The following is a 26,169-nucleotide window of genomic DNA, read 5'->3' as shown; positions in this document are numbered from 1 at the left end:
CAAGGTTCTAGCTGGACTCGCATCCAGCAGGTTGTCATGTTCACACAAGACAGCTTGCAAGAGGCAATTATCCATATCGAGTTGTAAAATTTGTCTTGGTGGAGGTAAGCGGACTCGAACCGCTGACATCTGCCTTGCAAAGGCAGCGCTCTACCAACTGAGCTATACCCCCCAAATAAAAAAATGAGTGGGCCATCCTGGACTCGAACCAGGGACCTCACCCTTATCAGGGGTGCGCTCTAACCAACTGAGCTAATAGCCCGTGGTGTTTAACTCGAAACCAGATTCAAAAGTACAAGACTCTTGAACCTGAATCTAGAGTTTTCACCAAACCTAGAATAGTTTGAAAGTTAAGACTCCTCGACCGACCTTGGGATGACTTGTCTAAACAGCCGATATACGTGAGTCTGGCCGTTAGCAAGTAGGTCTCCCTAAAAGGAGGTGATCCAGCCGCAGGTTCCCCTACGGCTACCTTGTTACGACTTCACCCCCAGTCACCAGCCCTACCTTCGGCGTCCCCCCTCCACAAGGGTTGGGGTAACGACTTCGGGCGTGGCCAGCTTCCATGGTGTGACGGGCGGTGTGTACAAGGCCCGGGAACGTATTCACCGCGGCATGCTGATCCGCGATTACTAGCGATTCCACCTTCATGCACTCGAGTTGCAGAGTGCAATCCGAACTGAGGCTAGGTTTATGAGATTAGCGCACTCTCGCGAGTTGGCAGCTCTTTGTCCTAACCATTGTAGCACGTGTGTAGCCCAGCCCATAAGGGCCATGAGGACTTGACGTCATCCCCACCTTCCTCCGGCTTATCACCGGCAGTTTCTCTAGAGTGCCCAACTAAATGCTGGCAACTAAGGGCGAGGGTTGCGCTCGTTGCGGGACTTAACCCAACATCTCACGACACGAGCTGACGACAGCCATGCAGCACCTGTGTTCGCGCTCCCGAAGGCACTCCAAGCTTTCACTCGGATTCGCGACATGTCAAGGGCTGGTAAGGTTCTGCGCGTTGCTTCGAATTAAACCACATGCTCCACCGCTTGTGCGGGCCCCCGTCAATTCCTTTGAGTTTTAATCTTGCGACCGTACTCCCCAGGCGGAACACTTAACGCGTTGGCTACGGCACTGACCGGGTCGATACGGCCAACACCTAGTGTTCATCGTTTACAGCTAGGACTACAGGGGTATCTAATCCCTTTCGCTCCCCTAGCTTTCGTCCATGAGTGTCAGTTACGGCCCAGCAGAGCGCCTTCGCCACTGGTGTTCTTCCCAATATCTACGAATTTCACCTCTACACTGGGAATTCCCTCTACCCCTACCGTACTCTAGCCTTTCAGTTTCCATTGCTGATCCAGAGTTGAGCCCTGGGCTTTAACAACAGACTTGATAGGCCACCTGCGGACGCTTTACGCCCAGTAATTCCGAACAACGCTAGCCCCCTCCGTATTACCGCGGCTGCTGGCACGGAGTTAGCCGAGGCTTATTCAACAGGTACCGTCAGATCTTCTTCCCTGTTAAAAGCGGTTTACGACCCAAAGGCCTTCATCACTCACGCGGCATTGCTGGATCAGGCTTTCGCCCATTGTCCAATATTCCCCACTGCTGCCTCCCGTAGGAGTCTGGGCCGTGTCTCAGTCCCAGTGTGGCTGATCATCCTCTCAGACCAGCTATGGATCGTCGCCTTGGTAGGCCGTTACCCCACCAACTAGCTAATCAGACGCGAGCTCATCTTCAGGCGAAAAAACTTTCACCTTTCGGCACATTCGGTATTAGCAGTCGTTTCCAACTGTTGTCCCGAACCTGAAGGCAGATTCTCACGCGTTACTCACCCGTCCGCCACTCGCCATCAAGGAGCAAGCTCCTCATGCTGCCGTTCGACTTGCATGTGTTAGGCATGCCGCCAGCGTTCGTTCTGAGCCAGGATCAAACTCTCCATGTGAGAATTTGTACTGAAATTATATTAAAGTTGAAGTTGATAAACTAGTGAGAAGCAAGCTTCCTTTCGTTCAAAAAACTCCGACGAGGATGATTGTCTTAAAATCTTTCAAACTATTGATTTGTCTAGGTTCGGGGCGCTTTTCGGAGGCGAACCTCGTTTCGAGCGCTTGACCAATATAACAACACTGCATTGGTGTGTCAAGCATTTTCTAGAAAAAAGTTTTTGGGTCCATTCAAGTCCAGATACAGCAGTGATATATCCTGCTCTGGAAGCCAACTTTGCAGATTACAGATCCCTCATGCCAGAGTTAACCCACTTCTCATTTTCTAGATTTACCCACCTATGATTGACTGACTTGGATGGCGATAAAATCCTAGAACAACAGCTCATTTTATAAATAGATGATCCGATAGTGGACCTTAAACTATTGGGAAACCGTCATCTACCAGTAAGATTTTCTTGTTTGTGCTGTCTCTATTTGGTTCTTGCCTATGTTGTCCCTGCTCTCTGCTCTACTCGTTGCTCAATCTTCTGCACCTGCCCAACCTGAGATTGTCGTCCAGCCCCAAGAAGTTAGAGCACTACCAGGCCAACTTGATTCTGTGATGGTGTTTAACAGTAATAGTCCTGAAGTTGTCCAAACTGAAGGAATCTTACTATCTACGTTTCCGGCTACAGATAAAGCAGTCCCGACCGCACATCTCGATCAGCACTTACAGGGACGATTCGATGTGTTTGCTCACCATATTGCGAAAGCAACGGCCCCGGATAACTTAAAGACTCTATATATGGGAGTGCTCTTACACAATCCAGGCCAAACTCCTGTCACAGTGAATGTACTCCAGGCAGCGAGTTACTTAAGTCAGCCTGACGCTCCATTTGTCCCTTTAGATACCTATTTGCCTAATCCTAACGGAGCCGTTTATGCGGGTCCAGGGGACCGAGCCACGGATGATGTCTTAAGGGGTAAGAGACAAGACCGTTGGCCCGCTCAAATCATCATTCCAGCAGGTGAAAGTCGAATGCTGTTAAATCTCCCTATCCCCGTTAAGGAATTAGACCCACCCATCAATGGTCGGTCTACGCTAGCAAGGTTACGCAGTACAGGGAAAGTTTATGCGGCCAGTCTGGCGATGTTTGCCCCAACCAGTACAGGAGGGGAAGAACGCAAACCCACGCTGGCCGAATGGGAAAAGCTACTACAGGAGGGCAAATTGTCTGGTCCGAGAGACAAAACCCCTACCCCACCGGGACAACCCGGAAAACTGATCTATAGCCGAGTTTCTGGAGTCGCAAAAGGCTCTATCTGGAGGGCTCAAATTACCGATCCTGACTCTAAAGGCTATACCCTTAAAATTCCGAAGGTAGGTGAAGCTTATTCCTATGTCTTGAGCAGTGTTGATCGAGGTACCTTTGGGACTCAACAAATTCAAAGTGCACCGATGATCGTTCGCTATCCAGATACGGCTTATGCCGCCCATGGCAATTATGGGATTCAATATAGTCTGAATCTACCGCTCCACAATTCCAGCGACCAAGCACAGAAAGTTGCCATTACCTTCCAAACCCCGATCAAGAATGATCAGAGGGAGGGAAATCTCCAATTCTTTGAGCCCCCTGCCAAACAGGTATTCTTTCGAGGAACGGTACGAGCCCGTTATCAAGATGATCAGGGGCGTCCCCAGACGCGCTATGTACATTTTGTGCAGCATCGAGGGGAAACAGCCCAAGCTTTGGTGAATCTGGAAATTGCTCCCCAAGATATTCGCCTGGTTCAGGTTGATTTCCTCTATCCACCTGATTCCACTCCGCCTCAAGTATTAACGGTGCAGACGCAAGAATAGCTGCTTAGGTATGCCGCTTTTGATGCCATCGCCAAGCATGGGTGATGATCTTTTCTAGATCGGCATATTGGGGTTGCCAGTTTAAAATTTTGCGCGCCTTGGCAGCACTACCAATTAACAGGGCAGGGTCGCCTGCTCGTCGATAGCCTTCTACCACTGGAATGGGCAATCCGGTGACTTTTTTGGCCATATCAATGACTTCCCGCACGGAGAAACCATCGCCATTACCTAGGTTAAAGACGCTAGTTTCTCCACCTGCTAACAGATACTCCAAGCCCTGTACGTGGGCTTGGGCCAGATCGGTGACATGGATATAGTCACGAACACAGGTCCCGTCTGAAGTTTTATAGTCAGTGCCAAAAATGGTGATGTTTTTCCGTTTGCCGAGGGCTGTCATCAAAACCAGGGGAATTAAATGGGTCTCCGGATTGTGATCTTCCCCTAGGCGACCGTCTGGATCGGCCCCTGCAGCATTGAAATACCGAAACCGCACTGATCTCAAGCCATAGGCTTGATCAAAATCAGTGAGAATCTTCTCCACCATGAACTTAGTCATCCCATAGGGGTTAATGGGATCTTGCGGATGCTCTTCGGGAATGGGAATTTGATTGGGATGGCCGTAGGAAGCACAGGTGGAAGAAAAGACAAAGTTAGTCACCTTAGCTGCAAGCATTGCTTCTAACAGCGTCAAGGTGCCCAAGACGTTATTTCGGTAGTACTTTGCCGGATCTTCGACGGATTCTCCGACATAGGCATAGGCGGCAAAATGAATGACCGCAGCAATGTCATGTTGGGCAAAAACTTGGTCTAGGAGGTTGCGATCGCAAATATCGCCACAAATAAGCTCAACTTGCAATACCGACTCAACAATATCGCGGTGACCATAAACTAGATTGTCTAACACCACTACAGAGTAGCCCGCTTGTTGCAGCGCCAGAACGGTGTGAGAACCAATATAACCGGCACCGCCAGTTACCAACACAGTGGGTTTGTTCATTTATGCTGACTAATTATAAGAGACCTTGTTTAGCAGTAACCAACCAATTCATGACCTTTTCGCCTAGAGACGTATTATCTAAGCGATCAATTTCCCGAATCCCAGTCGGACTCGTTACATTCACTTCTGTTAAGTAACCACCAATAATATCGATCCCGACAAACATCAAACCGTCCCGCTTAAGAACTGGGGCCAGTTGATTGCAAATCGCTTTTTCCCGATCCGTGATTTGAGCTTGAACCACTCGTCCCCCTGTTGCCATATTGCCCCTGAACTCCTGCCCTCTAGGGACGCGATTCACAGCACCAATGGGGTCCCCATCAAGCAAAATAATGCGCTTATCGCCCTGCTGGGCTTCGGGCAAATAAATTTGAACCATCACTGGCTCTTGTCCCCGATGAGTACTGATCTCAATCAGGGAATTGAGATTGCGATCTTCTGCCTGTAACAACAGGATCCCTTCTCCAGCTTTCCCCCCCAAAGGTTTTAGAACAGCCATGCCTTTATCCTGAACAAACTGCAAGATAACGCTCTTATCTTGACTCACTATTGTTTCAGGAATCGCATCCCGAAACTGTAGAGCATACATCTTTTCATTTGCGGCTCTAAGTCCTCGCGGATGGTTAATTAAAAGGGTTTGTTGAGGATCAACATAGTCCAGGAGATAAGTGGTGTACAAATACGAAACAGTCACCGGAGGATCTTTTCGCATCCACACGGCATCCATATTAGCCAAAGGTTGAAATTGAGAATCGCCCAATTTGAACCAATCCTTGGTCGCTACCCACAATCCATCGACTAGCTCCACAGGCTTTAGAGATACAGGCGTCAGGGTTGCCCAAGCCTGTCCATCTAAAACGCTGAGCTGATCAAATTGAGTTATCCACACTTCATAGCCAGCGGCTTGTGCAGATTCCATCAAAGCAACACTCGTGTCGTGTCCAGGATCTAAGGCAGAAATGGGATCAATGATAAATGCTAGCTTCACGCTGCACCCTACGTTTGCAACAGCGGATCCAGTTTACCTTGTCCCTCTAACTCATAAAGGTCATCGCACCCACCAATATGTTCATCATCGATAAAGATTTGCGGAACAGAACGCCGTCCAAAGGACCGTTCAGCCATTTCAGAGCGAGCCATCTCATCCCCATCAATGCCATATTCGGTAAATTTGATGTTTTTACTATCGAGTAGCTGTTTGGCTTGAATACAAAATGGGCAAGCGGCCCAAGTATAAATTTCTACTTTTGCAGTCATAGTTTCAGTAATTTATCCAAACAAACCCGCAACAGCTCGACCCATATTATTGGGTTGAAGCGCATCTACAGCAGCAGTGGGCTCAAACCCACAATGCACCATACAATCTTGACACTTGGGATTACCGCTAGCCCGGCCATATTGATCCCAGTTCGTATTGTCTAACAACTCTTGGAAGGACTTATAGTGTCCTTCATTCAACAGATAGCAAGGTTTTTGCCAACCGAGAACACTATAGCTAGGGCTGCCCCAAGGCGTACATTCATAATCCTTTTCTCCCGTCAGAAAGTCGAGGAACAAGGGATTGTGATTAAAGTTCCACTTTTTCTGGCCTGAGCGAAATGGAGCAAGTACTTGACGGAACAAAGCTTTAGTTTGCTCACGTTTCAAGAAACTATCTTGATCCGGGGCCCACTCATAACTGTAGCCCGGCGAAATCATCATTCCATCAACACCGAGGGAACTGACGAAATCAAAAAACTCATGCATGTCATTGGGATCTACACCATCAAAAACGGTTGTATTAGTGGTGACCCGAAATCCTTTAGCCTTAGCCGCTTTAATTGCAGCTACCGCCACGTCAAAAACTCCCTCACGATCTACACAGTGGTCATGCTGCTCCTTTAACCCATCCAAATGAATGCTGAAGGTCAAGTAGGGAGAGGGCTTAAACTTATGGAGATTTTTCTCCAGCAATATCGCGTTGCTGCAAAGATAAACAAATTTACGGCGTGCGACTAATCCTGCCACGATTTCTTCGATTTGGGGATGGAGTAGGGGTTCACCGCCAGGAATAGAGACAATAGGGACGCCGCATTCTTCCACTGCATCAAAGCATTCTTGCGGGGAAAGATGCTGGCGTAGGATCTCGGGTGGATGTTGAATTTTGCCACAGCCAGAGCAGGCTAAATTACAGCGAAATAAGGGCTCCAGCATTAGAACCAATGGAAATCGTTTCCGACCTTTCATCCGTTGGGTAACGAGATAGGTTCCAACCTCAACGGCCTCTTTCAGACTAATCGACATAGATTCACTTCCTCAAAACCACATTCCTGCAAGAGATCCTTGGCAGAAACTATAACATTTCGTAAAGTCAACGGTATGACCTTGTTCTAGCAGATTTGACGCAAGAAAGGCAGCGAAGTTGCACTGATTTCAGAGCAGCTTTTTGATCCCACGGTCCACAATCGTTGCGTTAAAAGCCTCAACGGCAAGGTATCAAACTTTTTTATCAATCAGGGCTCAGTCTGGCTTCCAATCTCCATATATCCTTAAAATGCAAGATATTACAAAGCCTATGGGGATTTGGGTTTCGCTGCATTCTGCACAGGATAACCTGAATTAACTCCTAACTGAGGCAGCCAACTCTTATTTAAACCTTCAGATTGGAAGTCTAGGCCAGGTTGAGTAAATTAAATCTTTATCAATGGAATGTTTATTTCTATCAACCCCTAGGGCAAGATAGAGAGCGATATGAGTTCTCACTCTAGTAAAAGTAGGCTTTTAATGAAACTAGCCCGTTGACTGGGAAAATTTAGTTCAAGGCTACCTTCTGCTAGCTCCCTCAAATCGACTCTTTATAAGTTGAACTTACTTTCTAGCCAGTTCGCCCATCTGTAAACCTCACATAGTTTGTCTATGATGAGCTATAAAACTGAAACTAATCCTGATATGTCAAACGAAGACGAAACCCTTAACTATACGGACATTATCGAAACGGTTATTTCTAGCCTGGACCAGCACAATAACGTTTTGGTGAATTCTTCCGAAGACGGACACATTTGGAAGTTCAAGTACGGATCAGTGGATGTATTCATTCAATTGACAGGCAGCTCAGAAGATGACTCGTTTACGGTGTGGTCACCGGTATTGCAACTCCCTGTACAAAATGAGACTCACCTCATGCGGAAATTGCTGGAACTGAACTGGTTGAGCACGTTTGAGGCTCACTTTAGTATGTTTAGTCAGCAGGTTGTTGCTGTTACCAGTCGTTCAGTGGCTGATTTGTCTCCTGGGGAAATTTCTCATCTCATTACTTTGGTGGCTACCATTGCCGATGACCATGATGACGAATTGCAGGCCGAATTCCCTGCCGCTGCAGCCTAAACCTCGTCTATATTGAGACTCCTAGTTTTCAGAGCAGCTACTTAAGCAGCCCAAACCATAACCCTTAAAGGTTTACAGAAATCTCATAAAACTCCTGCTTTCGAGCTGGACGCGGTTTAATCTTGGATTGGCGATTAATTCCTTACCTCAATACTGATGGCATAACCCAGATGGCCATTGATCAATGGTTATTTGATCAATGCCATCACAACAACCATCCACCCACATTGCGGTTTTATACCTGGACGCCTGCTGCAATTTCTTTGGGTCGCAATCAGCTGACTTGGCCTCAACATTGGCAAGACCTAACTTGGCAGGGTAGTCCAATCGATTTGGTGCGTCGCCCGACTGGTGGTCGGGCGGTTTTGCATGAAGGGGATCTGACTTATGGGCTCACACTTCCGCATCCTCACCGCAATCGCCGCCAAGCCTATGAAGATCTCTGTCAATTTTTAATTCAGGGTTGGCGAGAACTAGGGATCAACCTGCACTTTGGCGAACCCCGCCGGAACTATGCTCAAAAAGCAAGCTGTTTCGCGACCGCCACCAATGCCGATTTAGTTCTAGACAATGGGTGCAAACTGATTGGCAGTGCCCAAGCTTGGCAAGGCCAAACGGTCTTACAACATGGTTCCATGCGACTCAATCCGAGCCCAACGCTGGCCGAACAAGTATTTGGAGAATCTACAAATCTTCCAGAAAAAGACACGACTCTTCTCCAGCAACCGGAGGAAGCAATTATCTCTGCTTTGATTGAAGCAGCAAAGACCTGCTTTGAAGCCATATTTACTTGTGAACCGCTATCTCCAAAAGAGCTGGCAGCCATTAAACAAGTAAAGGCAACGCCAATCGAAAATCATATAGCTGGAAATTAATGTGAACTGGTTTCTGGAGTAGGTTCAGCAACCATCACGTCCCCCATAACGGATCGAGCAATAGCAGGGAGCTGGAGGGTGGAGGGGTAACTGCCTTCATCTTTGATCCGGCGAATATCTTCATCCGAGATGGGCAGGTTGAGCTTTTTCGCCAGCGCTTTAACCGTATCTCCTCGGTCAATAACACCGGCAACGGCATCTGCTGGGGATAAGACAGTAATCAAGGGTAGTTGCTCCGTTTCTAGGAGTTCAATCACTTCTGTGATCGGTGTATTCTGACGCACTGTAGGGATTTGCTGAAAGGACCGCACAACAGATTGGATCGGTTGTACGTCCCATTGGCTACGCTCGATGGTGTTGAGGCCATCAATATCTACTATTCCGCGATACCGGCCTTCCGATGCCGCGAAATAGGCGGAACGGCGCATCGTATCTAGAAGGTAATGATCAGTAAGCTGACTCAAAGGCTTGTCAGCATCTACCACCCGAAAGTCCCGGGTCATTGCATCTTGGGCTTGAAGCTGGATTAATGCTTCTTGGAGCTGGGAAAACTGCTCATAGTTATAGGCATTGCGGAGACCAAACCATCCCAGCATTGTCACCCACACGCCACTGATCTGTCCTAGTAGGAAGGTAAACGCGAGGCCTACAATCACGGCAAGCCAGCCAAATGCCTGACCCGCACGAGCAGCCCATCGCACTCCCTGGAGTCGATTGCCGGTCACTTTCCAAACTAATGCTTTGAGAATTTGGCCACCGTCTAAAGGCAATCCAGGGATCAAGTTGAATAGGGCTAGGACCAGATTAATTTCTGCCAAGCTTTGCAACAAAACCCGAGCAGGACTTTCAGCTGCGGCAAACTCTCCACAGAGACTGAGAAATAGGAAAATGCTGATGCTAACGGCAGGACCTGCGATCGCAACTTGAAACGCATGGCCTGGAGTCTTGGCCTCTTCATCAATGGAGGCAATTCCACCAAACAAAAAGAGGGTAATGGAATTAACCTTTATCCCTTGGGATCTCGCCACTAAGCTATGGCCAAGCTCATGGAGCAACACAGAGACAAACAGCAGTAAAGCCATGACAAAGCCCACCACCCAAGCTGTTCCAGCTAGCCAATTGGGATAGAGCTGTTGCCAGGACACCCCATTGGCAAACGTGACTAATGCCAGAATCAAAAACCAGGATGGGTCAACATAGAGAGGAATACCAAAAACCACCCCTATCTGCCTGTTTGCATTTGAACCTTGCTGCATAACGGTTGTCTCAATGAAACCTTATTTCTATGGTAATGTCCGCATTCCTGTGATGAGTGTAGAGCTGATGGTGTAAATTCCCTACACTCTTCAAGATTGTTTAGTAAAGGGCAGCAGAGCAAAAGATAGGGATCCGTCTTCTAGCTGCTCCAATCCTGGGCGGCATGGGAACACTAAACAGGAAGTGAGACCAATCTTTGGGTCCAATAAATTGCATTTTTGCAATCCTCCGACTCAATAGAGCATCGAACATTCCTATGCTGCACTCCCCAAATTCCCCTGAAGAGGAATACACCATTGCGTTTAGCCGCAAGGACAATAAAGTTGCATCAACTGCAAGGAATATTGAAGCTCTTATTCATCCGAACCGGCAAACGTACCATATTCTTGCGATTGAGATCGATCAGAAGAAACAGCTGATTTCTCTAGAAGACGCCACTTATACGATTGGACGCCACAAAGCGAATGCCATCGTGTTAGATGACCAAACGATATCCCGCAATCACGCTTTTTTGTTAAGGATCTGCGATGTCAATACCAAACAACACACTTTTCGGATCATTGATGGCGATCTAAACGGGAAACGCAGCCAAAATGGATTGTGGGTGAATGGTAAACGATCCTTTATTCATGATTTACAGGATCATGATGTAGTCTCTTTTGGCGAACATATCCATGCTACTTATGTTTCTACGTCTAGCCTCACTGATCCTAGGATTGATATAGAAGAAAACAAGGTTCAATCCTTACCCATTCCTTTACCTAGACCAAATCTTGCACCGGGGTCAACCCTTTTCCATAAAGCGACCCTAGGCAACCCCCAAGCCATTCAAGAAAGTCTCGTCCAAAAACATTCTGGTGATGCAGCTTTTGTGCGGCTGTCTTCGTTTCCAGAACTGACACCTTTGCCCATCATTGAGACAGATTTGGACGGCAACATTACCTATATCAATCCCGCTGCTTCCAACAAATTTCCAGAATTACGAACCATTAAACGTCACCCCCTTACAGATGGCTTATACGAGAAGCTAGTCCAGGAACAATCTGAATACGTTGTCCGAGAAATGGAAATTGGCAGTTCGATTTACGAACAAGCCATCTACTGCATTCTTCAGAGTGGTCTGATCCGTAGTTACCTCATAGACATTACGCAACATCGCCGCACAGAACAGCAGCTGAGATTGAGCGAAGCACGCTATGCAGCCGCAGCCAAGGGGGCTAACGACGGTCTGTGGGACTGGGACTTACATGCCAACACGATTTACTTCTCTGATCGTTGGAAAAGTATGCTGGGCTTCGCTGAAGGAGAAATTGGTGACAGCCCTGACGAATGGTTTGGACGCATCCATTCCCAGGATCAAGACCGAGTGACGGAGGATCTATCGGCTCACTTGAGAGGTGATACACCCCAATTTGAATGTGAATATAGAATCCTCCACAACAATGGGGAATACCTATGGTTTAGAGGTCGCGGCCTAGCCCTCCGCAATGAACAGGGGCAAGCCTTTCGAATTGCTGGTTCTCAAACTGACGTCACAGCCTATTACTCCACCAGAGCCCAGCTAGAATTCAAAGCTCAGCATGATGAAATGACCCAGTTACCCAACCGGGTCCTGTTCATGGAGCGATTGACCCATGCCTTTCGCATGACCGAACATCATCAGTCTCGGTTGTTTGCTGTTCTTTTTCTCGACTTAGACCGATTCAAAATTATTAACGACAGCTTGGGCCATGGGGTTGGAGACCATCTGCTCATCGAAGTTGCCCAACGACTACAGCAATGTCTTCGCAAGCAAGATACCATTGCACGCTTTGGCGGTGATGAGTTTGCTATTCTTCTGGACACAGTTGAAGATGCAGATGAAGCAATTCACGTTGCTCAAAGAATCTTACGAGCCCTCAAAGCCAAGATCTCCTTAGAGGAGCATGAAGTTTATACCAGCGCTAGCATTGGCATAACTATCTCCAGTCCAGACTACCAAGCGCCAGAAGAACTGTTGCAAGACGCGGATACTGCCATGTACCGCGCAAAGAAACAGGGTAAAAACTGTTTCGAGATTTTTTCTTCAGGTATGCGAGCCCAAGTCAACAGCCAACTGCAATTGGAGACTGATTTACAACGAGCCATTAGCAATAATGAGCTGCACTTGGTCTATCAACCCATTGTCGATCTCAGCACTGAAAACATCGTAGGGTTTGAAGCTTTATTGAGGTGGGCTCATCCTAAGAGAGGGTTAATTCCACCCTCAGAGTTTATCCCCGTGGCAGAGGATGCGGGGCTGATGGTCTCCATTGATTGGTGGGTGCTAACTGAAGCCTGTCAGCAGATGGCCCATTGGCTGAAATCCTATCCTAGTTCAGCTGAGCTAACCATCAACGTCAATATTTCAGCCCATCAATTTTTGCAATCCACCTTTTGTGAGAAAGTCACTGCCATCATTCAAGAAACGGGTATGAAGCCCCATCACCTAAAGCTGGAGATCACTGAGGGAGTCATTCTGAGTAATGCACCTAATATTTCAGAACAATTAAACAATCTGAAAAAGCTGGGTATTCATCTGGCGATTGACGACTTCGGAACAGGATATTCCTCCCTCAGTTACCTGTATGCCTTTCCTCTTGATGTCTTAAAAGTGGACTATTCTTTTGTTTCCCGGATGGATCAAGACAATGGGCTCGCTATTGTACGGACGATCGTCAATCTGGGTCAAAACCTGAATATGAAAGTGGTGGCAGAAGGTGTCGAGACTAAAACCCAACAAGAGTATTTACAAGAAATGGGTTGTGAATTTGCCCAAGGTTATTTATTCTCACGCCCACTTAAAAAAGGTGCAGTGGAATCAATCTTAACCAATCAGCAACAACCTCATATACCAGCTATCCCCGCTACAACAGTCTAAGGTTCGAGACAATTAGATACAGTTTACTCATTCATGAACCTCAACTTCATTAGATAATGTGCCATTCAAAATATCTTCAAGGAGTTGAGGGATTTGACGTTCCGCATGAGAGAAATCATGCTGAAAGCTGAGATACAAGACTCCTAGGAATGCAAGGTAGTAAAAAGGAAGTTCACCACAAACAATACTATATAGAAAAAAAACCTGAAGAAATCAGATATATACCAGCTACCCATGTTAGTGAATCAATCAATAAATGCAGAACCAATTTATTTCCTGCCTTGAATAACAAACCTTGAGTACAAAAATCAAACCGGCGATAAGATCGAGGTCCATACAAAGTGAGTTTGTTTCTATCTAGCTGTCCTCTATAACTACTTTGAGAAACATAGGTTCCCGTTAAGCGAATACTCTGATGATGTCGTCGAGTGATTTTTTTTCTTAATGACAATTTCTCTAGCCAGAAATTCTTCAAGATTTTTATATGCTTGTGATCCTGGCGTCGAACTTATCAAAATCCATCGAGAATGAGGCAAGAATCGACTCAAAAAACTCTGCTTACACGAATTGTTTTGTACCTTCATATCTAACTAACAGTAAACTAAATTTATAGTTTTCCAGGCTTTTTTAGATTTGAGTTCGACGCTTTCACAACTCCAATCATCTGTCAGGCTTTCAGTCAAAATTTAACAGAGTGCCATTGACAATATCCGCAACCAATTTGCTTATTTCAGCAGCATAATAAGATAAATGCCACTGAACTGCTAAGTAGATAAAGCCCAGAAAAAATAGCGGGAAAGGGATAAATACAACTCCAACCTCCTGGACTACGAAGAACAGAAAGCCGAATACAAAAGCCAGGACGTATAACAGACCAAAAACATCGCGACGGCTCAATTGAACCCATAGCTCAAGGACAAGTTGTTCTCCCTGGATAGCAAAGAAACCCCGTGTCCGAAAACAAAACTGACGGTAAGCCTCTGGACCATGCAATACAAACTGGTTGCCGTTAATATGTCCCCAATAATGTCGGGGAATTTGTTCCAAATAATGTTGAGGCCATTGCACAAAACTACCACCCAAACTAATAGACCTCTTGCAATATTCATTTGACGATGTGCTATTGCTAGTTTGCATCCTTTAAGCTGCCAAAGATAGCTCATAGTTATAGATGGCTGCAATCAAGTTACACCGCAGAGAGTAGCGACGACGACGATTGCGATAACGCTCAGACAGAATTCTAAAAATCTTCAGGCTGCGATTGATGTGCTCAATGCGAATCCGCTCTTGACTCAAAGTATGGTTATACTCTCGCTCTAGGGGGAGTCAGTTCTCCCTGTTTGGGCTTTTTGAGAGGAACATAGCTATTGGAGTGATACGCTGCCATCCCCTGATATCCGCTATCTTGAAGACTCTCGGTGTCTGGATGAATATGGACGTCTGATATCTTAAATATCTGAAAATCATGCCGACGACCTTTGCCAAAGTTAAGACAGATAATCTCTAAAGTGTTGCGGTCAGCGAGAACCTGGCATTTGAGAGTATGTTTCTTTTTTTTCCTGAATAATACGCTCTTTGTCCTTTTTTCGGACGCTCAATAGGCGTTTCAGTCACATCAATTACGACGACATCGGGTCGCTCAAACCCCTGTAGTAAGAGCTTTTTGCCAGGTAAGCGGAAGAGTCCTGAGTTCATCAGGACGGTCTCGACCTGCTGGACAATACGGCAAACGGTTGATTCGGAAACCTCCCAATCTCCAGCAATGTGGAAATAGGTCCGATATTCTCGCCAATACTGGAGGGCTACCAATAGTTGATCCGGACGGCACAACTATTGGTAGCCCTCCATTGGAGTGACCCAGGTGATAGGTGTGCCATGCATCGAGCATCCGCTTGAAGGTTTGCTTGTAGACTCCAGTTCGTCGCTTAAAGTCCTTTGCACTCAGCTCTTGGGCTATTTCGTATTTCATCGGATATGGCACTGAATAGGTAGAACATCAGGCTCATTACCATATCGCAAATTCAATTATGCAAGAGGTCTAATATCACCAGCGAAAGCTTCATCTAATCGTTGGTAGGCCTGCTCTATGGGAGTGGAAAGAGTCAACGCTATCTGCCGATGGGGTATCAATTGACGGAAAAAAGATAGTTTGATTGGATCTAGTTGTTTTTGCATGTTTCAACCTTCTGCACGCATTACGCGACAAGTGAGGCTCTACTAATATTCTCTGCAAATAGAAGATCGAGGGTTTTGCGTTAAATCACAAAGCTCCTTTGTACTCGATCACAACTTTCCATAGAGTTTGAAGTCTCAAATTATGCAAGGTTCAATCCCCCCTTTTGAGCAATCCTATCTCTTGCTGAGATAGTCCCTGACTCATACTCATTCTTCCTGGCATTGGGGGCAGTAATAGTACCGACGCCCACCTTGAGCATCTTTGACAATTGGGGTAGCACAGACCCAACAGAGCTGCCCTGCTCTGGCAAAAACCCAATGACGATACACACGCCGCGCAAATCCCTGGGATTTCAATTTAGCGGCCCAGGCAATATCGTTGGTGATGCCTCCGGTTTCATAGGACTGCTTAGGCAAAGCTAGGGCTGTTTCTGCCAGTTTCTCCAACTGCTCATCGGTACAATCTACAGGTCTTAGGGAGGGATGAACCCTGGCAACAAACAAGATTTCGCTTCTAAGGTAATTCCCCAGCCCTGCCAGGAAATGCTGGTCGAGGAATAAGGTTGTGAGGCGGCGACGGCGAAAGCGATCGCAACTCAGTCTCTCTTGCACCTGATCGACGGTCGTCTTAGAACTGAGGACATCTGGCCCAATCCGACTTAGAAAGGAATGGACCTGAATCCCAGCCGCATCCAAGACATCAATATCTGAAGCGCTGTAAAGGAGAGCGGATTTGCGATCGCAATGCAAAGCCAGCCGTAATTGTCGCTTTGTTTGGGGGTAGCTATAGGCTTTTCGGACCATCCACATACCGTAGAGCTGGTTATGGCTATAGATGCTAAGACCACAGTCAAAATGCAGCAGCAAGCCTTTGCCCTGAGTTTCTACCTGTTTAATTTGACTTGCACCTAATTGAGCTTCGTATTTTTTTAGGTGGGAGAAGGCGAACCAGACTTCTTGGAGGGGTTGGTTTGAGATCGCACCCGCAATACGATCTGCAGCTCGCTTAATTTCAGGTCCTTCGGGCATGGAGTCTACAGAAGGGAATACTATCCCCAAAGAATAGAACAATACCGTATCCGTATCATTTGGAACGACATTCGAATCAGCTTCAGAAAGCCGTGGTATGAAGTTCTTCTGGGTCGAGATGGGAATGAACCACTTGGCCGTCTCGAAACCAAACGACTCGCTGCGTTGTCTTCGCTACTTCTGGCTCATGGGTTACCATCACCACCGTCATGCCGCTTGCATTTAAGGTTGAGAAGATGTCCAGAATTTCATTCGTCGTTTTGGTGTCCAAAGCCCCCGTAGGCTCATCCGCCAGCAATAAAACAGGCTCATTGACAATAGCCCGAGCAATCGCTACCCGCTGTTGTTGTCCACCAGAAAGTTGAGTGGGTTTATTGCGAATCCGATCGCCTAAACCGACTTGTTCTAAAGCTGCCTTACCCCGCTCTCGTCTCTCTTTTACGGGCACATTGGCGTAGACCATCGGCAACATTACATTCTCTAGAGCACTGACCTGACTCAGCAAATGAAACTGCTGAAAGACAAACCCAATCTTGCGGTTGCGCACCAGGGCTAATTCAGTATCCGTAAGTTGAGCGACATCCACTCCATCCAAAAAATACTGTCCTGAAGTAGGTCTATCCAAACAGCCAATCATATTCATCATGGTGGATTTACCGGATCCAGATGCCCCCATAATCGAGCAGTATTCACCAGGGTTGATCACCAGGTTCACACCATCTAAGGCTCGGACTTCCGTTTCTCCCTCACCATAAAACTTAGTAATTTGCTCTAGGCGAATAATGGCCTGTTCTGGGTTCTCTTCCGTCAGGGATTGAGCTTTCGGCTGTGTGGTTGTCATAGTCTTATCCTTCCCTTAAGCACTGCGAAGGGCCACAATTGGATCGAGTTGAGCTGCCCGTCGAGCAGGGACGACCCCGAAGAACAGCCCGATGCCACCCGAGACACCAACAGCCAACATCACAGCCGGAACGGAAATACCTGTTTCCAAAGGGGTGAGACTGCCTACCATCACCGTGCCACCCACGCCCACAAAAGTACCAATCATGCCGCCTACAGCGGACAGGATAATAGCCTCAATCATAAATTGGACCAAAATATCAGATTGGGAGGCCCCAATAGCTTTGCGTAGACCAATTTCTTGAATACGCTCTGTCACAGATACCAGCATGATATTCATAATGCCAATGCCGCCCACCAGCAGAGAGATACTGGCGATCGCCGCCAACATGATCGTCAAGGCTCCGCTGATATTGCCAATGATTTCCAAAGCCTGTTTTTGAGTCCGAACCGTAAAGTCATCTTCGTTAATAATTTTGTGGCGTATGCGCAACAAATTACGAATCTGAAACTCTGCCGATGGGATACTCGCTTCATCTTTAGCCGAGACGGAGATAAACGTTAGCTCAGTCCCAAAGGGGGATGTAGATCCCACCACCCGATTTGCCATTGTCGAAATGGGGATGAATATCACATCATCTTGACTACTCCCGAGGAAAGAGCCTTTCTCTTCCATCAGGCCAATCACTTCAAAATTGAGGTTTTTAATCCGAATTCGCTTGCCAATAGGATTTTCAGACCCCACCAATCGCTTGGCCAGGTCAGTGCCTAACACTGCCACCAACTTGCCTCGCTGGATGTCTTGCGAGCTGAGGAATCGACCTTTGGCCACATCATGGTTCCGCACAATCGGATAGTCATCTGTTGTCCCCATCACCAAAGCCGTTGTATTCGATCCTTGATAGATAGTGGTCAACTGATTCTGAAGTTGAGGGATAACAGCTTGAACAGCAGATACAGCTTCTTTAATGGCTTTGGCATCGGCCCACACCAGAGTCTTCGGTACCTCAAAGGTCTGCCGCCGGGCTTTATCAGTTCCAGGAACGATAAATAGAATGTTGGGTCCTAGGGACTCAAACTGTCCTGAGGCATACTTTTGGGCCCCTTGCCCAACGGCAATCATGGCAATGACAGACGCATTACCAATAATCATTCCTAGCATCGTCAAGCTACTGCGCAAGCGGTTGGCGACCAAAGTCGCTGAAGCCATTTTTACGCTTTCGAGGATATCCACTGTTACTCTTCCTCTTTCAAATCTTCAGGTTTTTGGCCTTCCGGGAAAGTTTCAAAAACTTTTTGACCGGGGGTTACACCCTCCAGAATCTGAGTTTGATTCTTGATAGACGAACCTGTCGTTACAGGCTGAAACTTAGGCTTTCCATCTTCATCAGGAATATAGACTCCTGTTTTTCCATCTTTTGTGGCAATCAAACCGGTTGGCAGAACCATGCTGTCCGCGACAGTGTCACCCAAGAACGTTAAATCTGTATTCATTCCCGACCGCAACTTGTCTTGCCCAGAAGTAATGTTTACCCTGACCTGGAAGGAAGTCACATTTTGCTCTTCAATCGCCTCTGGAGACACTAACCGAACGCGCCCCTTAAATACCTGATCGGGGAAAGCATCCGCCTGAATTTCAACCATCTGCCCCGGTCGAATCTTACCAATATCGATTTCAGGAACAGTGGCCAACACCTCTAGTTTTTGAGCTAAGGCCACGATAGAAGTCGACGTAGCCGACGAAGTGCTCGATGCGGTAGTTGTGGGCGTTACAAAGGCCCCTTCCGTCGCAAATTTCTGGGTAATGATGCCTCCGAAGGGGGCCCGAATAATCGTATCGTTAACCTGGGTCATGACCACCCGTTGACGGCCTTGGGCCTCGGCTACTGCTGCCTTTGCTTGCAGAACCACTTCGGGGCGACTGCCTTTTTGCATCAGTTGATAGGCCTGACGAGCTTCCGCCACATCAGCCTTAGCCCTTAGGACCTCTGCAGGTTGAGACCCTTGCCGTAAAATTTGCAGACGTCTTTGCACTTCTCTCAAGTTGGCACGGGCGGTATCTGCTTCTGCTTGCGCTTCATCTCTGCGATCGCGGGTTTCTGCCCCTGCTTTATAAAGCTGTTCAAAACTATTCAGACGAGTCAAGGCCAACCTCAAACGGGCTTTTGCTGACTCCACTTGGCTTTGGACCTGGGCAATGGTTTCCAGTTGATTACCTCCCGCGATTTGGGCCAGTTGGGCCTCCGCTCGGATTAAACGAGCCCTAGCCTGTTGAATTTCTTCCGGGCGGTTACCTGCCTGCAACTCCGACAGCCGCGCCTTTGCCTGAGCAACAGAGGCATTCGCTTGAATTAATTGACCTTCTAAATCACGAGTATCCATGCGGGCAATCACCTGCCCTTTCTCAACCTCATCTCCTTGCTCTACCAGCAGCTTTGCCAAAACGCCTGCTTGCTTTGGACTTAAGTTGACACTTTTGGCCGGTGTAATACTACCGCTAGCGTCAATCCGGAGGGTGACATCTTTGGACTCCACCTCGACCGTCAAGTCTTCTAGGGTGGGTTTATCCGAAGACCGATTGACAAAAGATCTAGCCCCGACTGCCCCCAACAAGACAATGGCGCTTACAAGGCCAATCACCCACACCTTAGGTTTCTTGACTTTGCCAACTACAGGAAGTTCGATATACACGTTGCTTAATATTTCGTAACCTTTTCTCATTCTAGCGAGGATTCATCTCGCTTGCCGTCTTAGTTCTAAAACTCAGCCCTTAGACTTAGAGACGATTAGCCTTCCCTGCAGGGTTCCCCAGCCCCCCATAAATCTAGACAGCTTCCTGATTAAACTTGAACAAAGCCCCAAATAGAAGAAAAGCCAACATAAAGTCAGCTTTATTTTTGTTGAGGCGAACCTTGCTCTATAAAGTCCACCAATGCCTGATATTTTGGTGCGGTTTCTAAAGGTTGGTTCTGATATTCCAGCGCTCCCCAACTGCCAAAGCGGGTATAGGGTGAAACATCTACAAAATGACAGAGCAATCCCCCACCCGCCTCTTGCCATTGATTGAGATACAGCTGATACAGCGTTGCCATTCGAGGATGGCGGTTGAGGGAGGTAAACAGTTGAGTAATCTTCTTTTCATGCTCTTCGCTAAAGGCAGCACTGGTTAAATGCTGTCCCCCTTCATAGGCAATTAATTCCAACCCAAACTCGTCTCGAATACGGCTATAGTTCTCCCGCATAAACGGCCCATAGGATTTAATTTCCACCTCCATCTTTTGCCAAATTTCGGCTTCAGAGCTGTTCAGAAGTTGCGGTAAGTTTTCCAGATAATCCCATTCCCCACTGAAATAGGGGGCAATGGCATAGGCATCTGCGGATTTATAGGCATCTTTCCAAGTCAGCACCTGCTCTGCAGTCCAAGGATTCACATACTGAGATGCTAGTACCCTCACCAGGCGATCACGATTGCCAAATACCGATTCCCAAAGTTTGAAAATCTCGACGGATCTTTGGGAGTAGTAGTGCAAGCTGGCTTGATAGGGATCCTCCGCCAGCTTCAACCCTAACCCCTGAGCCTGAGCATACTGATGTTGATTAAAGTCGGGAGCGCTATTCCACACCTCGTTGGAATACTCCACATACACCTTGAGCCCAGGATCTAACCGATCACGCACCATCGTCGCGAATTGACGAACATAATCATCCGAAGCTTTGTGAGGCAAGGTAAACCAAGGATTCGCTTGCAGGGTATTGGCCAAATCGATCAGATATTCCAAGGCCACCCCCTTGCCAGCTGCTTGGGTCACATCCGACACTTGGGGCCGATCGCCCCATTCCTGAATATCAGAGCCATTCGTTTCCATCCAATCCATAAACCGCAATGTTTTGAAGGGCTGCAGCCGCTCTAGAAACAATGGATGAAAGGGGCGTTGCTGATAAGCATATTCAAAACCCGGCAGAATCAAGCGAATATTCCGAATCGGATTTTGGGGATTTGTCCGACTGATTTTCAGCCAAATGCCCGTCTTCATTGGCGTTACATCCAGTACCATCCGTCCAGACTGCTGACTGGCAATGGTGGCACTACCAAAGTTAAAGCTAATCTCCCCTTCTCCGTCATACAGCAGAGTATATTTCCCAGCCGGGTAGTGACCTTTGCCATTGTCAAAGATCACGGTCTCGGCAAAATGCTTAGGTTCTAAGGCCGCAACCCAACCTTCAGAGGTGAGCTGCAAGGGGCCTCCCTCATCAAAAGCAGCCCCTTCGCGCCCAGAGAACCAAGGGCGAGACAGCTTAAATGCATCCACAAACGGCCATTGGCTGGTGTAACTTACCACTTCCCCTAAATTCATCCCAAGTTGTGGTTCAGAAGCTGTCTGGGTAGCCTGGGTAGGAGGAGAAGAAGGCTGATTAAATCCCACCACACATAACGCAAACATCGCGATAAAGAGTAGAACTAAAACCCATTCGCGAAGGTACCGAAAAGGATTGCGTCGTCGAGGCACGGTTCGTCTCACTCCAATGACATCAATACTCCGTTGTAATCGAAATATCTAATCCATTATCCTGCTGTTAATTCCATCTTCTAGCTTAGCGATCTCACCCTGGCCCAGCTTATGAACTTCCTTGTTTTTCTCGTGATGTTTGGTTGGATTCCGTTGGTCCTTTATTTATTCAGCCAGCTTCCGGTGCAGCGGGCTTTAGTGATCAGCTTTATTGGGGCTTGGCTATTTCTTCCCCAAGCCAGTTTTCCCTTGGTGGGTCTGCCCGATCTCACTAAGATGTCGGCAACTTGCTATGGCATTCTACTCGCCACCATTATCTTCGATGCCAAGCGGTTCCAGCTCTTCAAATTCAGCTGGATAGATATCCCCATGGCGATCTGGTGCCTCTGTCCCATCGCCTCGTCTTTAACCAATGATTTAGGGCTATACGATGGCCTTGCCCAAGCCCTAGGCCAAACGGTGACTTGGGGGTTTCCCTATTTTTTGGGGCGACTATACCTAGGAAATTTAAGCGGGCTCAGACAGTTGGCTACTGGCATTATTATCGGTGGCATCCTGTACGTTCCCCTTTGCTTGCTGGAGATTCGGCTTAGTCCCCAACTGCACCGCTGGATTTACGGCTACCATGCCCATTCTTTCGAGCAGACTTTTCGTCTAGGGGGTTTTAGGCCCACGGTATTTATGGAGCATGGGCTAATGCTGGGGGTTTGGATGATGAGCGCCACCTTAATGGCCATTTGGCTATGGCGAGCGGGGACCCTGACTCGTCTGGGGGATATTCCCATAATTTGGTGCGTGTTGGCCCTTGGAGTAACGTTTGTTCTGCTGCGGTCCACCGGGGCCTATGCTCTGTTACTGATCAGCCTCGTTATCCTGTTTACCGTTACCTGGTCTCGCTCTAGCATTGCCATTTGGCTGCTAGCTCTACTGATGGCGGGATATTTAGCCATCAGTTCAACGGGTTTGTTAACACCAACCTATACTCGCCAACTCGTTGCTACGACAAGTCAAATCACCGGACCCGACAGAGCGGCTTCTCTTAGCTTTCGCCTTGAGAACGAGCAAACTCTTTCTGCCAAAGCTCGGATTAGACCCATTTTTGGCTGGGGAGGTTGGGGCAGAGCCCGAATTTATAATGACCAAGGCCAAGATGTATCCGTGACCGATAGCTTATGGATTATCGCCTTTGGCAATCATGGCTTAGTAGGATTAGTGAGTTTAATGACCGCCTTAATTTTGCCCGTCCTCACGTTAGCCAGACGAATTCCTGTCTCCAACTGGACTCACCCTGCAGCTGCCCCGGTCGCAGCCTTGTCAGTCGCCCTGATTATGTATGGGCTAGATTGTCTTGTGAATGCCATGATCAATCCTGTGTTTGCATTAGCAGCAGGTGGACTATCCGGTTTAGCAGTCCAGAAAATCAACATGAAACGTCCACGACGGGCAGGCAGCAAGAAAATCGCTACCTAATGTTCCTCAACACATAGCCCCTCGCTTTAGGTCATTTGGGTACGGGCTGTTTTCACCATAGTAATCATCGTCTGATGAGCATCTTCGGAATCTTGTAGCACATGATCAAAGGCAATACGGATGGTAGAGTCTTGGGCCCCCGCATTTACGGATAAGTCCATCCCTTCTGAATCTACTTTCAGAATCTGAGCAGCTTCCGCCTCGGTTACCTTTCCATAGACTTTGGCATAAAGTAAAACGGCATCGGCATGGTCTTCGTTCATGTGCTTGCAGATGCGATCGCTAATTTCGGGGGTAAAGGTATCAGCCATAGGATTTATTTGTCACAATAAATAGGTGTAATAACAAATAGCTTGGAGTAAGTCTTTCAAGCCATTGCCTAGGTCAAGTTCATCTTATCTTGCACCTATTAAATCTTAGGTACAATCCTTATTCCTTTTCAACCTCCAATAAATCTGAGGCAGAACTGAGGCAATCGGAGATAATAGGCACCGGGGTCAAGGCCATAAGGATATTTTTTCATGGGATTCATTCAAGTTTCACGAGGGACACGGGACATTCTGCCGGACGAGGTGATCTATTGGCAGCATGTCGAAGCTACAGCCCGTCAGCTCCTGCATCAGGCGGCTTATCGAGAGCTGCGTACCCCTATCTTTGAGCAGACTAATCTATTTGAACGCGGCATTGGCGAAGCCACAGACGTGGTGGGCAAGGAAATGTACACCTTCAAAGATCGAGGCGATCGTTCAATAACGTTGCGCCCTGAAGGGACTGCTGGAGCCGTACGGTCGTTTATCGAGAACAAACTTCATGCCCAAGGGGGCGTTCAGCGTCTTTGGTATATCGGCCCCATGTTTCGCTACGAAAGACCTCAAGCAGGTCGACAACGTCAATTCCATCAGATTGGTCTTGAGTGTCTGGGCAGCACAGATGCCAGAGCAGATGCAGAAGTTATCGCCATCGCCTCCCAACTCCTCAACGCTTTAGGAGTCTCAGAATGGAAGTTATCCCTTAACTCCCTGGGTACCACAGAAGATCGTCAACGCTACCGAGAAGCCTTGGTCAACTATCTCAACGACTACAAAGATGACCTCGATACCGACTCCCAAGATCGCCTTAAGCGCAATCCGCTTCGCATCCTTGACAGCAAAGATCCCCAAACCCAACATATTGCTCAATCAGCCCCTAGTATTTTGAATTACTTGGGGCCAGACTCCAAAAAACATTTTGACCAGGTGCAACAGCTACTCACTGATCTTGGTATTGACTACCAGCTGACTCCTTCCCTTGTGAGAGGACTAGATTATTACACCCACACTGCGTTCGAGTTTGAACTCGATGGGTTAGGCAGTCAAGCCACCGTCTGTGGCGGAGGCCGATACGATGGCCTCGTTTCTGAATTAGGAGGACCCGAAACCCCTGCAGTGGGGTGGGCGATCGGAATGGAACGGCTCATTATGCTCCTACAAAACGCTGAGATTGCATTAAATCAATCTTTAGACTTTTACTGCGTGGCCCGGGGACCAGAAGCAGAAGCACAAGCCTTACTAATTTGCCAGAATTTGAGAAAAAACGGCTTTTCCGTAGAGATGGATCTAAGTGGCAGTGCCTTTGGCAAACAACTCAAACGGGCTAATCGGAGTGGTGCCATAGCCTGCTTAATTTTAGGCGATACGGAAGCTTGCGATCGCACCGTGCAACTCAAGTGGCTAGCCTCTGGAGAACAAGAATCCATAGCTCAGGCTGATCTCAGCGATCTAACATCCCAACTCCAAAATAAATTGAACGCAGCCAAAGCGAATTCCTCCACCTAAAACTCCCATTTCCCAACAAGATCAGTTACACTGTGCTCCATGTTGGAGTCCCTTGACAATACCTAGAAAATATGGATCTCTGAACTGTGGCTGTGTGGAGTAGGACGTAAACAAAGATGACAGTGGACATAGAATTTCTGATTCAGAAAGAAGGTGATTTTGCGTGGCTTCCACTGGAATCCCTAAGTGTTGAAATATTAGTCGGCAGATATCAACTCATCGCCCAAACTAGTGAAGCAGACTGCCCCATCCAGGTACATATCCATCATCAGTATGTTGAAGATGGTTTGTGGCAAGAAGTGGTCCACCATCAACTCCTACGCACAGATTCTCAAGGGCGCATCGAAGTCTTACCGCCAACCTTCCTCCAACATGGTCGTTGGATCATCAGTTGCGCAGCCAACGAAGACGAGCAAAGAGGCAACGCAGAGATAGATCGTCACTGTGTGCAACTCCAAGTCCTAGAACAAGAAACTGATCTTGACCAAGACTGGGAATTCCTAAGCCAGTCTGTGGCCTGTCAAGAACCTTATGTGCAGCAAGCGGATCTACTGGCACCCTTGCAGGCCGCAAATATCAAATCTGAAACAGCCTGGAATAACATCGCCCCGTCCGAAGAAAGCTTTTCTATTCCTGAAAGAGAATTAGATTTTGTATCCCCCGATCTTCTCGATATCTTCGAGCCAGCCATGGCTGATCACAACTTAAATGTGCAGTCACATCCAACCCCAAACAACCCGCAAGAATCCACGGTCCCGCAACTCCCTAAGATTCCCAAGGATGTTACACCCATTCGTCTCCAGATTTCACCAGGATTCATTCTCCCTCCTGAACTCTTCACACCAGAATCTGACAACATTCCACTCCCCCAACTCCCCGTATTTCCTCACCTTAATCAGTGGAAAGATCTCTCTTATTCAGAACTATCAGTTGCTTTAGGCCGCCTTCACTGGAGCAAGATCGATACCTACGGTAAAGCAATTGATGTGGACTTTGATTCTCTTGAGTTACAGGAGCGATTCTTAGAAACATTGAATCAATTATCCACGCAAAATACTGTAAATTCCGGCAACAGTACTTCCGTCATACCGAAAAAAGAAACACAATCTGGAAGTAAAGCCTTGGTCCCAATTGCCTCAAAAGGGGCATCCTAAAGACC

At 47.5% G+C, this 26,169-nt stretch carries 19 protein-coding genes, 2 tRNA genes, 1 rRNA gene and 1 pseudogene; 7 read left to right on the top strand and 16 right to left on the bottom strand.

Going from position 1 to position 26,169, the window contains the following annotated elements; genetic code table 11:
• Window positions 1-96: 96 nt before the first annotated feature.
• The 3 genes from HRE53_RS24245 to HRE53_RS24235 all read right to left on the bottom strand — a co-directional run bounded on the left by HRE53_RS24245 (window position 97) and on the right by HRE53_RS24235 (window position 1,939).
• Window positions 97-172, bottom strand: a tRNA-Ala gene (locus HRE53_RS24245).
• Window positions 173-188: 16 nt separating this feature from the next.
• A tRNA-Ile gene (locus HRE53_RS24240) sits at window positions 189-262 on the bottom strand.
• 172 nt (window positions 263-434) lie between these two features.
• Window positions 435-1,939 (bottom strand): 16S ribosomal RNA (locus HRE53_RS24235).
• Window positions 1,940-2,430: 491 nt separating this feature from the next.
• On the opposite strand from HRE53_RS24235, the gene HRE53_RS24230 reads away from it, so the two are divergent.
• Window positions 2,431-3,783, top strand: a complete 1,353-nt coding sequence (locus tag HRE53_RS24230) for a DUF3370 domain-containing protein (protein ID WP_235108268.1) — start codon at window positions 2,431-2,433, stop codon at window positions 3,781-3,783.
• A gap of 4 nt (window positions 3,784-3,787) precedes the next feature.
• On the opposite strand, the gene galE is transcribed toward HRE53_RS24230, so the two are convergent.
• The 4 genes from galE to hpnH are packed head-to-tail and all read right to left on the bottom strand — an operon-like array spanning window position 3,788 to window position 7,063.
• The gene (gene galE, locus HRE53_RS24225) at window positions 3,788-4,780 is read right to left on the bottom strand and encodes a UDP-glucose 4-epimerase GalE (protein ID WP_212665635.1); all 993 of its coding nucleotides are present in this window, start codon (window positions 4,778-4,780) and stop codon (window positions 3,788-3,790) included.
• A gap of 13 nt (window positions 4,781-4,793) precedes the next feature.
• On the bottom strand, window positions 4,794-5,768 hold the full coding sequence (gshB, locus tag HRE53_RS24220; RefSeq protein ID WP_235108267.1) for a glutathione synthase: 975 nt from the start codon (window positions 5,766-5,768) through the stop codon (window positions 4,794-4,796).
• Between the two features lie 8 nt (window positions 5,769-5,776).
• Window positions 5,777-6,037: a glutaredoxin 3 gene (gene grxC / locus HRE53_RS24215; protein WP_235108266.1), complete on the bottom strand. Its 261-nt coding sequence runs from the start codon at window positions 6,035-6,037 to the stop codon at window positions 5,777-5,779.
• A gap of 12 nt (window positions 6,038-6,049) precedes the next feature.
• Window positions 6,050-7,063 carry an adenosyl-hopene transferase HpnH gene (gene hpnH, locus HRE53_RS24210; RefSeq protein WP_212665632.1) on the bottom strand — a complete coding sequence of 338 codons (1,014 nt, stop codon included), beginning with the start codon at window positions 7,061-7,063 and terminating at the stop codon, window positions 6,050-6,052.
• Between the two features lie 615 nt (window positions 7,064-7,678).
• Between hpnH and HRE53_RS24205 the strand changes: the two genes are divergently transcribed.
• Window positions 7,679-8,143, top strand: coding sequence for a YbjN domain-containing protein (locus HRE53_RS24205; RefSeq protein WP_396124651.1), 465 nt, complete (start codon window positions 7,679-7,681; stop codon window positions 8,141-8,143).
• A 122-nt stretch (window positions 8,144-8,265) separates the two neighbouring features.
• A complete protein-coding gene (locus HRE53_RS24200; RefSeq protein WP_235108264.1) occupies window positions 8,266-9,018 on the top strand; it encodes a lipoate--protein ligase family protein in 753 nt (250 codons plus the stop codon).
• Here the strand turns inward: HRE53_RS24200 and HRE53_RS24195 are convergent.
• Entirely contained in the window at window positions 9,015-10,274 is a 1,260-nt protein-coding gene (locus HRE53_RS24195) for a site-2 protease family protein (RefSeq protein ID WP_235108263.1), read from the bottom strand. The two genes, HRE53_RS24200 and HRE53_RS24195, sit on opposite strands and share 4 nt — an antisense overlap.
• Before the next feature lie 257 nt (window positions 10,275-10,531).
• On the opposite strand from HRE53_RS24195, the gene HRE53_RS24190 reads away from it, so the two are divergent.
• Window positions 10,532-13,174, top strand: a complete 2,643-nt coding sequence (locus HRE53_RS24190) for an EAL domain-containing protein (RefSeq protein WP_235108262.1) — start codon at window positions 10,532-10,534, stop codon at window positions 13,172-13,174.
• 675 nt (window positions 13,175-13,849) lie between these two features.
• Here the strand turns inward: HRE53_RS24190 and HRE53_RS24185 are convergent.
• From HRE53_RS24185 to HRE53_RS24155, 7 genes and pseudogenes are all read right to left on the bottom strand, one after another.
• Window positions 13,850-14,242, bottom strand: coding sequence for a hypothetical protein (locus HRE53_RS24185; protein ID WP_235108261.1), 393 nt, complete (start codon window positions 14,240-14,242; stop codon window positions 13,850-13,852).
• 72 nt (window positions 14,243-14,314) lie between these two features.
• A pseudogene (locus HRE53_RS24180) lies at window positions 14,315-15,143 on the bottom strand (IS5 family transposase).
• A gap of 413 nt (window positions 15,144-15,556) precedes the next feature.
• A complete protein-coding gene (gene nei / locus HRE53_RS24175; RefSeq protein ID WP_235108260.1) occupies window positions 15,557-16,378 on the bottom strand; it encodes an endonuclease VIII in 822 nt (273 codons plus the stop codon).
• A gap of 82 nt (window positions 16,379-16,460) precedes the next feature.
• Complete coding sequence (locus tag HRE53_RS24170) at window positions 16,461-17,219, bottom strand: ABC transporter ATP-binding protein (protein ID WP_212665625.1); 759 nt, start codon at window positions 17,217-17,219, stop codon at window positions 16,461-16,463.
• A gap of 15 nt (window positions 17,220-17,234) precedes the next feature.
• Window positions 17,235-18,452: an ABC transporter permease gene (locus HRE53_RS24165; RefSeq protein WP_212665624.1), complete on the bottom strand. Its 1,218-nt coding sequence runs from the start codon at window positions 18,450-18,452 to the stop codon at window positions 17,235-17,237.
• A gap of 2 nt (window positions 18,453-18,454) precedes the next feature.
• On the bottom strand, window positions 18,455-19,909 hold the full coding sequence (locus HRE53_RS24160; RefSeq protein WP_235108259.1) for an efflux RND transporter periplasmic adaptor subunit: 1,455 nt from the start codon (window positions 19,907-19,909) through the stop codon (window positions 18,455-18,457).
• Window positions 19,910-20,109: 200 nt separating this feature from the next.
• Complete coding sequence (locus tag HRE53_RS24155; RefSeq protein WP_235108258.1) at window positions 20,110-21,726, bottom strand: hypothetical protein; 1,617 nt, start codon at window positions 21,724-21,726, stop codon at window positions 20,110-20,112.
• 111 nt (window positions 21,727-21,837) lie between these two features.
• On the opposite strand from HRE53_RS24155, the gene HRE53_RS24150 reads away from it, so the two are divergent.
• Window positions 21,838-23,196: an O-antigen ligase gene (locus HRE53_RS24150; protein WP_235108257.1), complete on the top strand. Its 1,359-nt coding sequence runs from the start codon at window positions 21,838-21,840 to the stop codon at window positions 23,194-23,196.
• A 26-nt stretch (window positions 23,197-23,222) separates the two neighbouring features.
• Here the strand turns inward: HRE53_RS24150 and HRE53_RS24145 are convergent, their stop codons facing one another.
• The gene (locus HRE53_RS24145; RefSeq protein WP_212665620.1) at window positions 23,223-23,507 is read right to left on the bottom strand and encodes a DUF2470 domain-containing protein; all 285 of its coding nucleotides are present in this window, start codon (window positions 23,505-23,507) and stop codon (window positions 23,223-23,225) included.
• Window positions 23,508-23,717: 210 nt separating this feature from the next.
• Here HRE53_RS24145 and hisS point away from each other — a divergent pair, with 210 nt between their 5' ends.
• On the top strand, window positions 23,718-25,010 hold the full coding sequence (gene hisS / locus HRE53_RS24140; RefSeq protein WP_235108256.1) for a histidine--tRNA ligase: 1,293 nt from the start codon (window positions 23,718-23,720) through the stop codon (window positions 25,008-25,010).
• A 116-nt stretch (window positions 25,011-25,126) separates the two neighbouring features.
• Window positions 25,127-26,164 carry a hypothetical protein gene (locus tag HRE53_RS24135; protein ID WP_235108255.1) on the top strand — a complete coding sequence of 346 codons (1,038 nt, stop codon included), beginning with the start codon at window positions 25,127-25,129 and terminating at the stop codon, window positions 26,162-26,164.
• Window positions 26,165-26,169 lie beyond the last annotated feature (5 nt).

The sequence above is a fragment of the Acaryochloris sp. 'Moss Beach' genome, from assembly GCF_021497025.1.
In the GTDB taxonomy this organism is placed as follows: domain Bacteria; phylum Cyanobacteriota; class Cyanobacteriia; order Thermosynechococcales; family Thermosynechococcaceae; genus Acaryochloris; species Acaryochloris marina_A.
This window is presented reverse-complemented; position numbering and strand designations above follow the sequence as displayed.

What these genes read in the sequence shown, in the direction of transcription:
- HRE53_RS24145 (WP_212665620.1), bottom strand. Translation starts at nt 23,507, where the DNA reads ATGGCTGATACCTTTACCCCCGAAATTAGCGATCGCATCTGCAAGCAC.
- HRE53_RS24230 (WP_235108268.1), top strand. Translation starts at nt 2,431, where the DNA reads ATGTTGTCCCTGCTCTCTGCTCTACTCGTTGCTCAATCTTCTGCACCT.
- HRE53_RS24170 (WP_212665625.1), bottom strand. Translation starts at nt 17,219, where the DNA reads ATGACAACCACACAGCCGAAAGCTCAATCCCTGACGGAAGAGAACCCA.
- hisS (WP_235108256.1), top strand. Translation starts at nt 23,718, where the DNA reads ATGGGATTCATTCAAGTTTCACGAGGGACACGGGACATTCTGCCGGAC.
- nei (WP_235108260.1), bottom strand. Translation starts at nt 16,378, where the DNA reads ATGCCCGAAGGACCTGAAATTAAGCGAGCTGCAGATCGTATTGCGGGT.
- HRE53_RS24190 (WP_235108262.1), top strand. Translation starts at nt 10,532, where the DNA reads ATGCTGCACTCCCCAAATTCCCCTGAAGAGGAATACACCATTGCGTTT.
- HRE53_RS24195 (WP_235108263.1), bottom strand. Translation starts at nt 10,274, where the DNA reads ATGCAGCAAGGTTCAAATGCAAACAGGCAGATAGGGGTGGTTTTTGGT.
- galE (WP_212665635.1), bottom strand. Translation starts at nt 4,780, where the DNA reads ATGAACAAACCCACTGTGTTGGTAACTGGCGGTGCCGGTTATATTGGT.
- HRE53_RS24150 (WP_235108257.1), top strand. Translation starts at nt 21,838, where the DNA reads ATGAACTTCCTTGTTTTTCTCGTGATGTTTGGTTGGATTCCGTTGGTC.
- hpnH (WP_212665632.1), bottom strand. Translation starts at nt 7,063, where the DNA reads ATGTCGATTAGTCTGAAAGAGGCCGTTGAGGTTGGAACCTATCTCGTT.
- HRE53_RS24135 (WP_235108255.1), top strand. Translation starts at nt 25,127, where the DNA reads ATGACAGTGGACATAGAATTTCTGATTCAGAAAGAAGGTGATTTTGCG.
- HRE53_RS24205 (WP_396124651.1), top strand. Translation starts at nt 7,679, where the DNA reads ATGAGCTATAAAACTGAAACTAATCCTGATATGTCAAACGAAGACGAA.
- grxC (WP_235108266.1), bottom strand. Translation starts at nt 6,037, where the DNA reads ATGACTGCAAAAGTAGAAATTTATACTTGGGCCGCTTGCCCATTTTGT.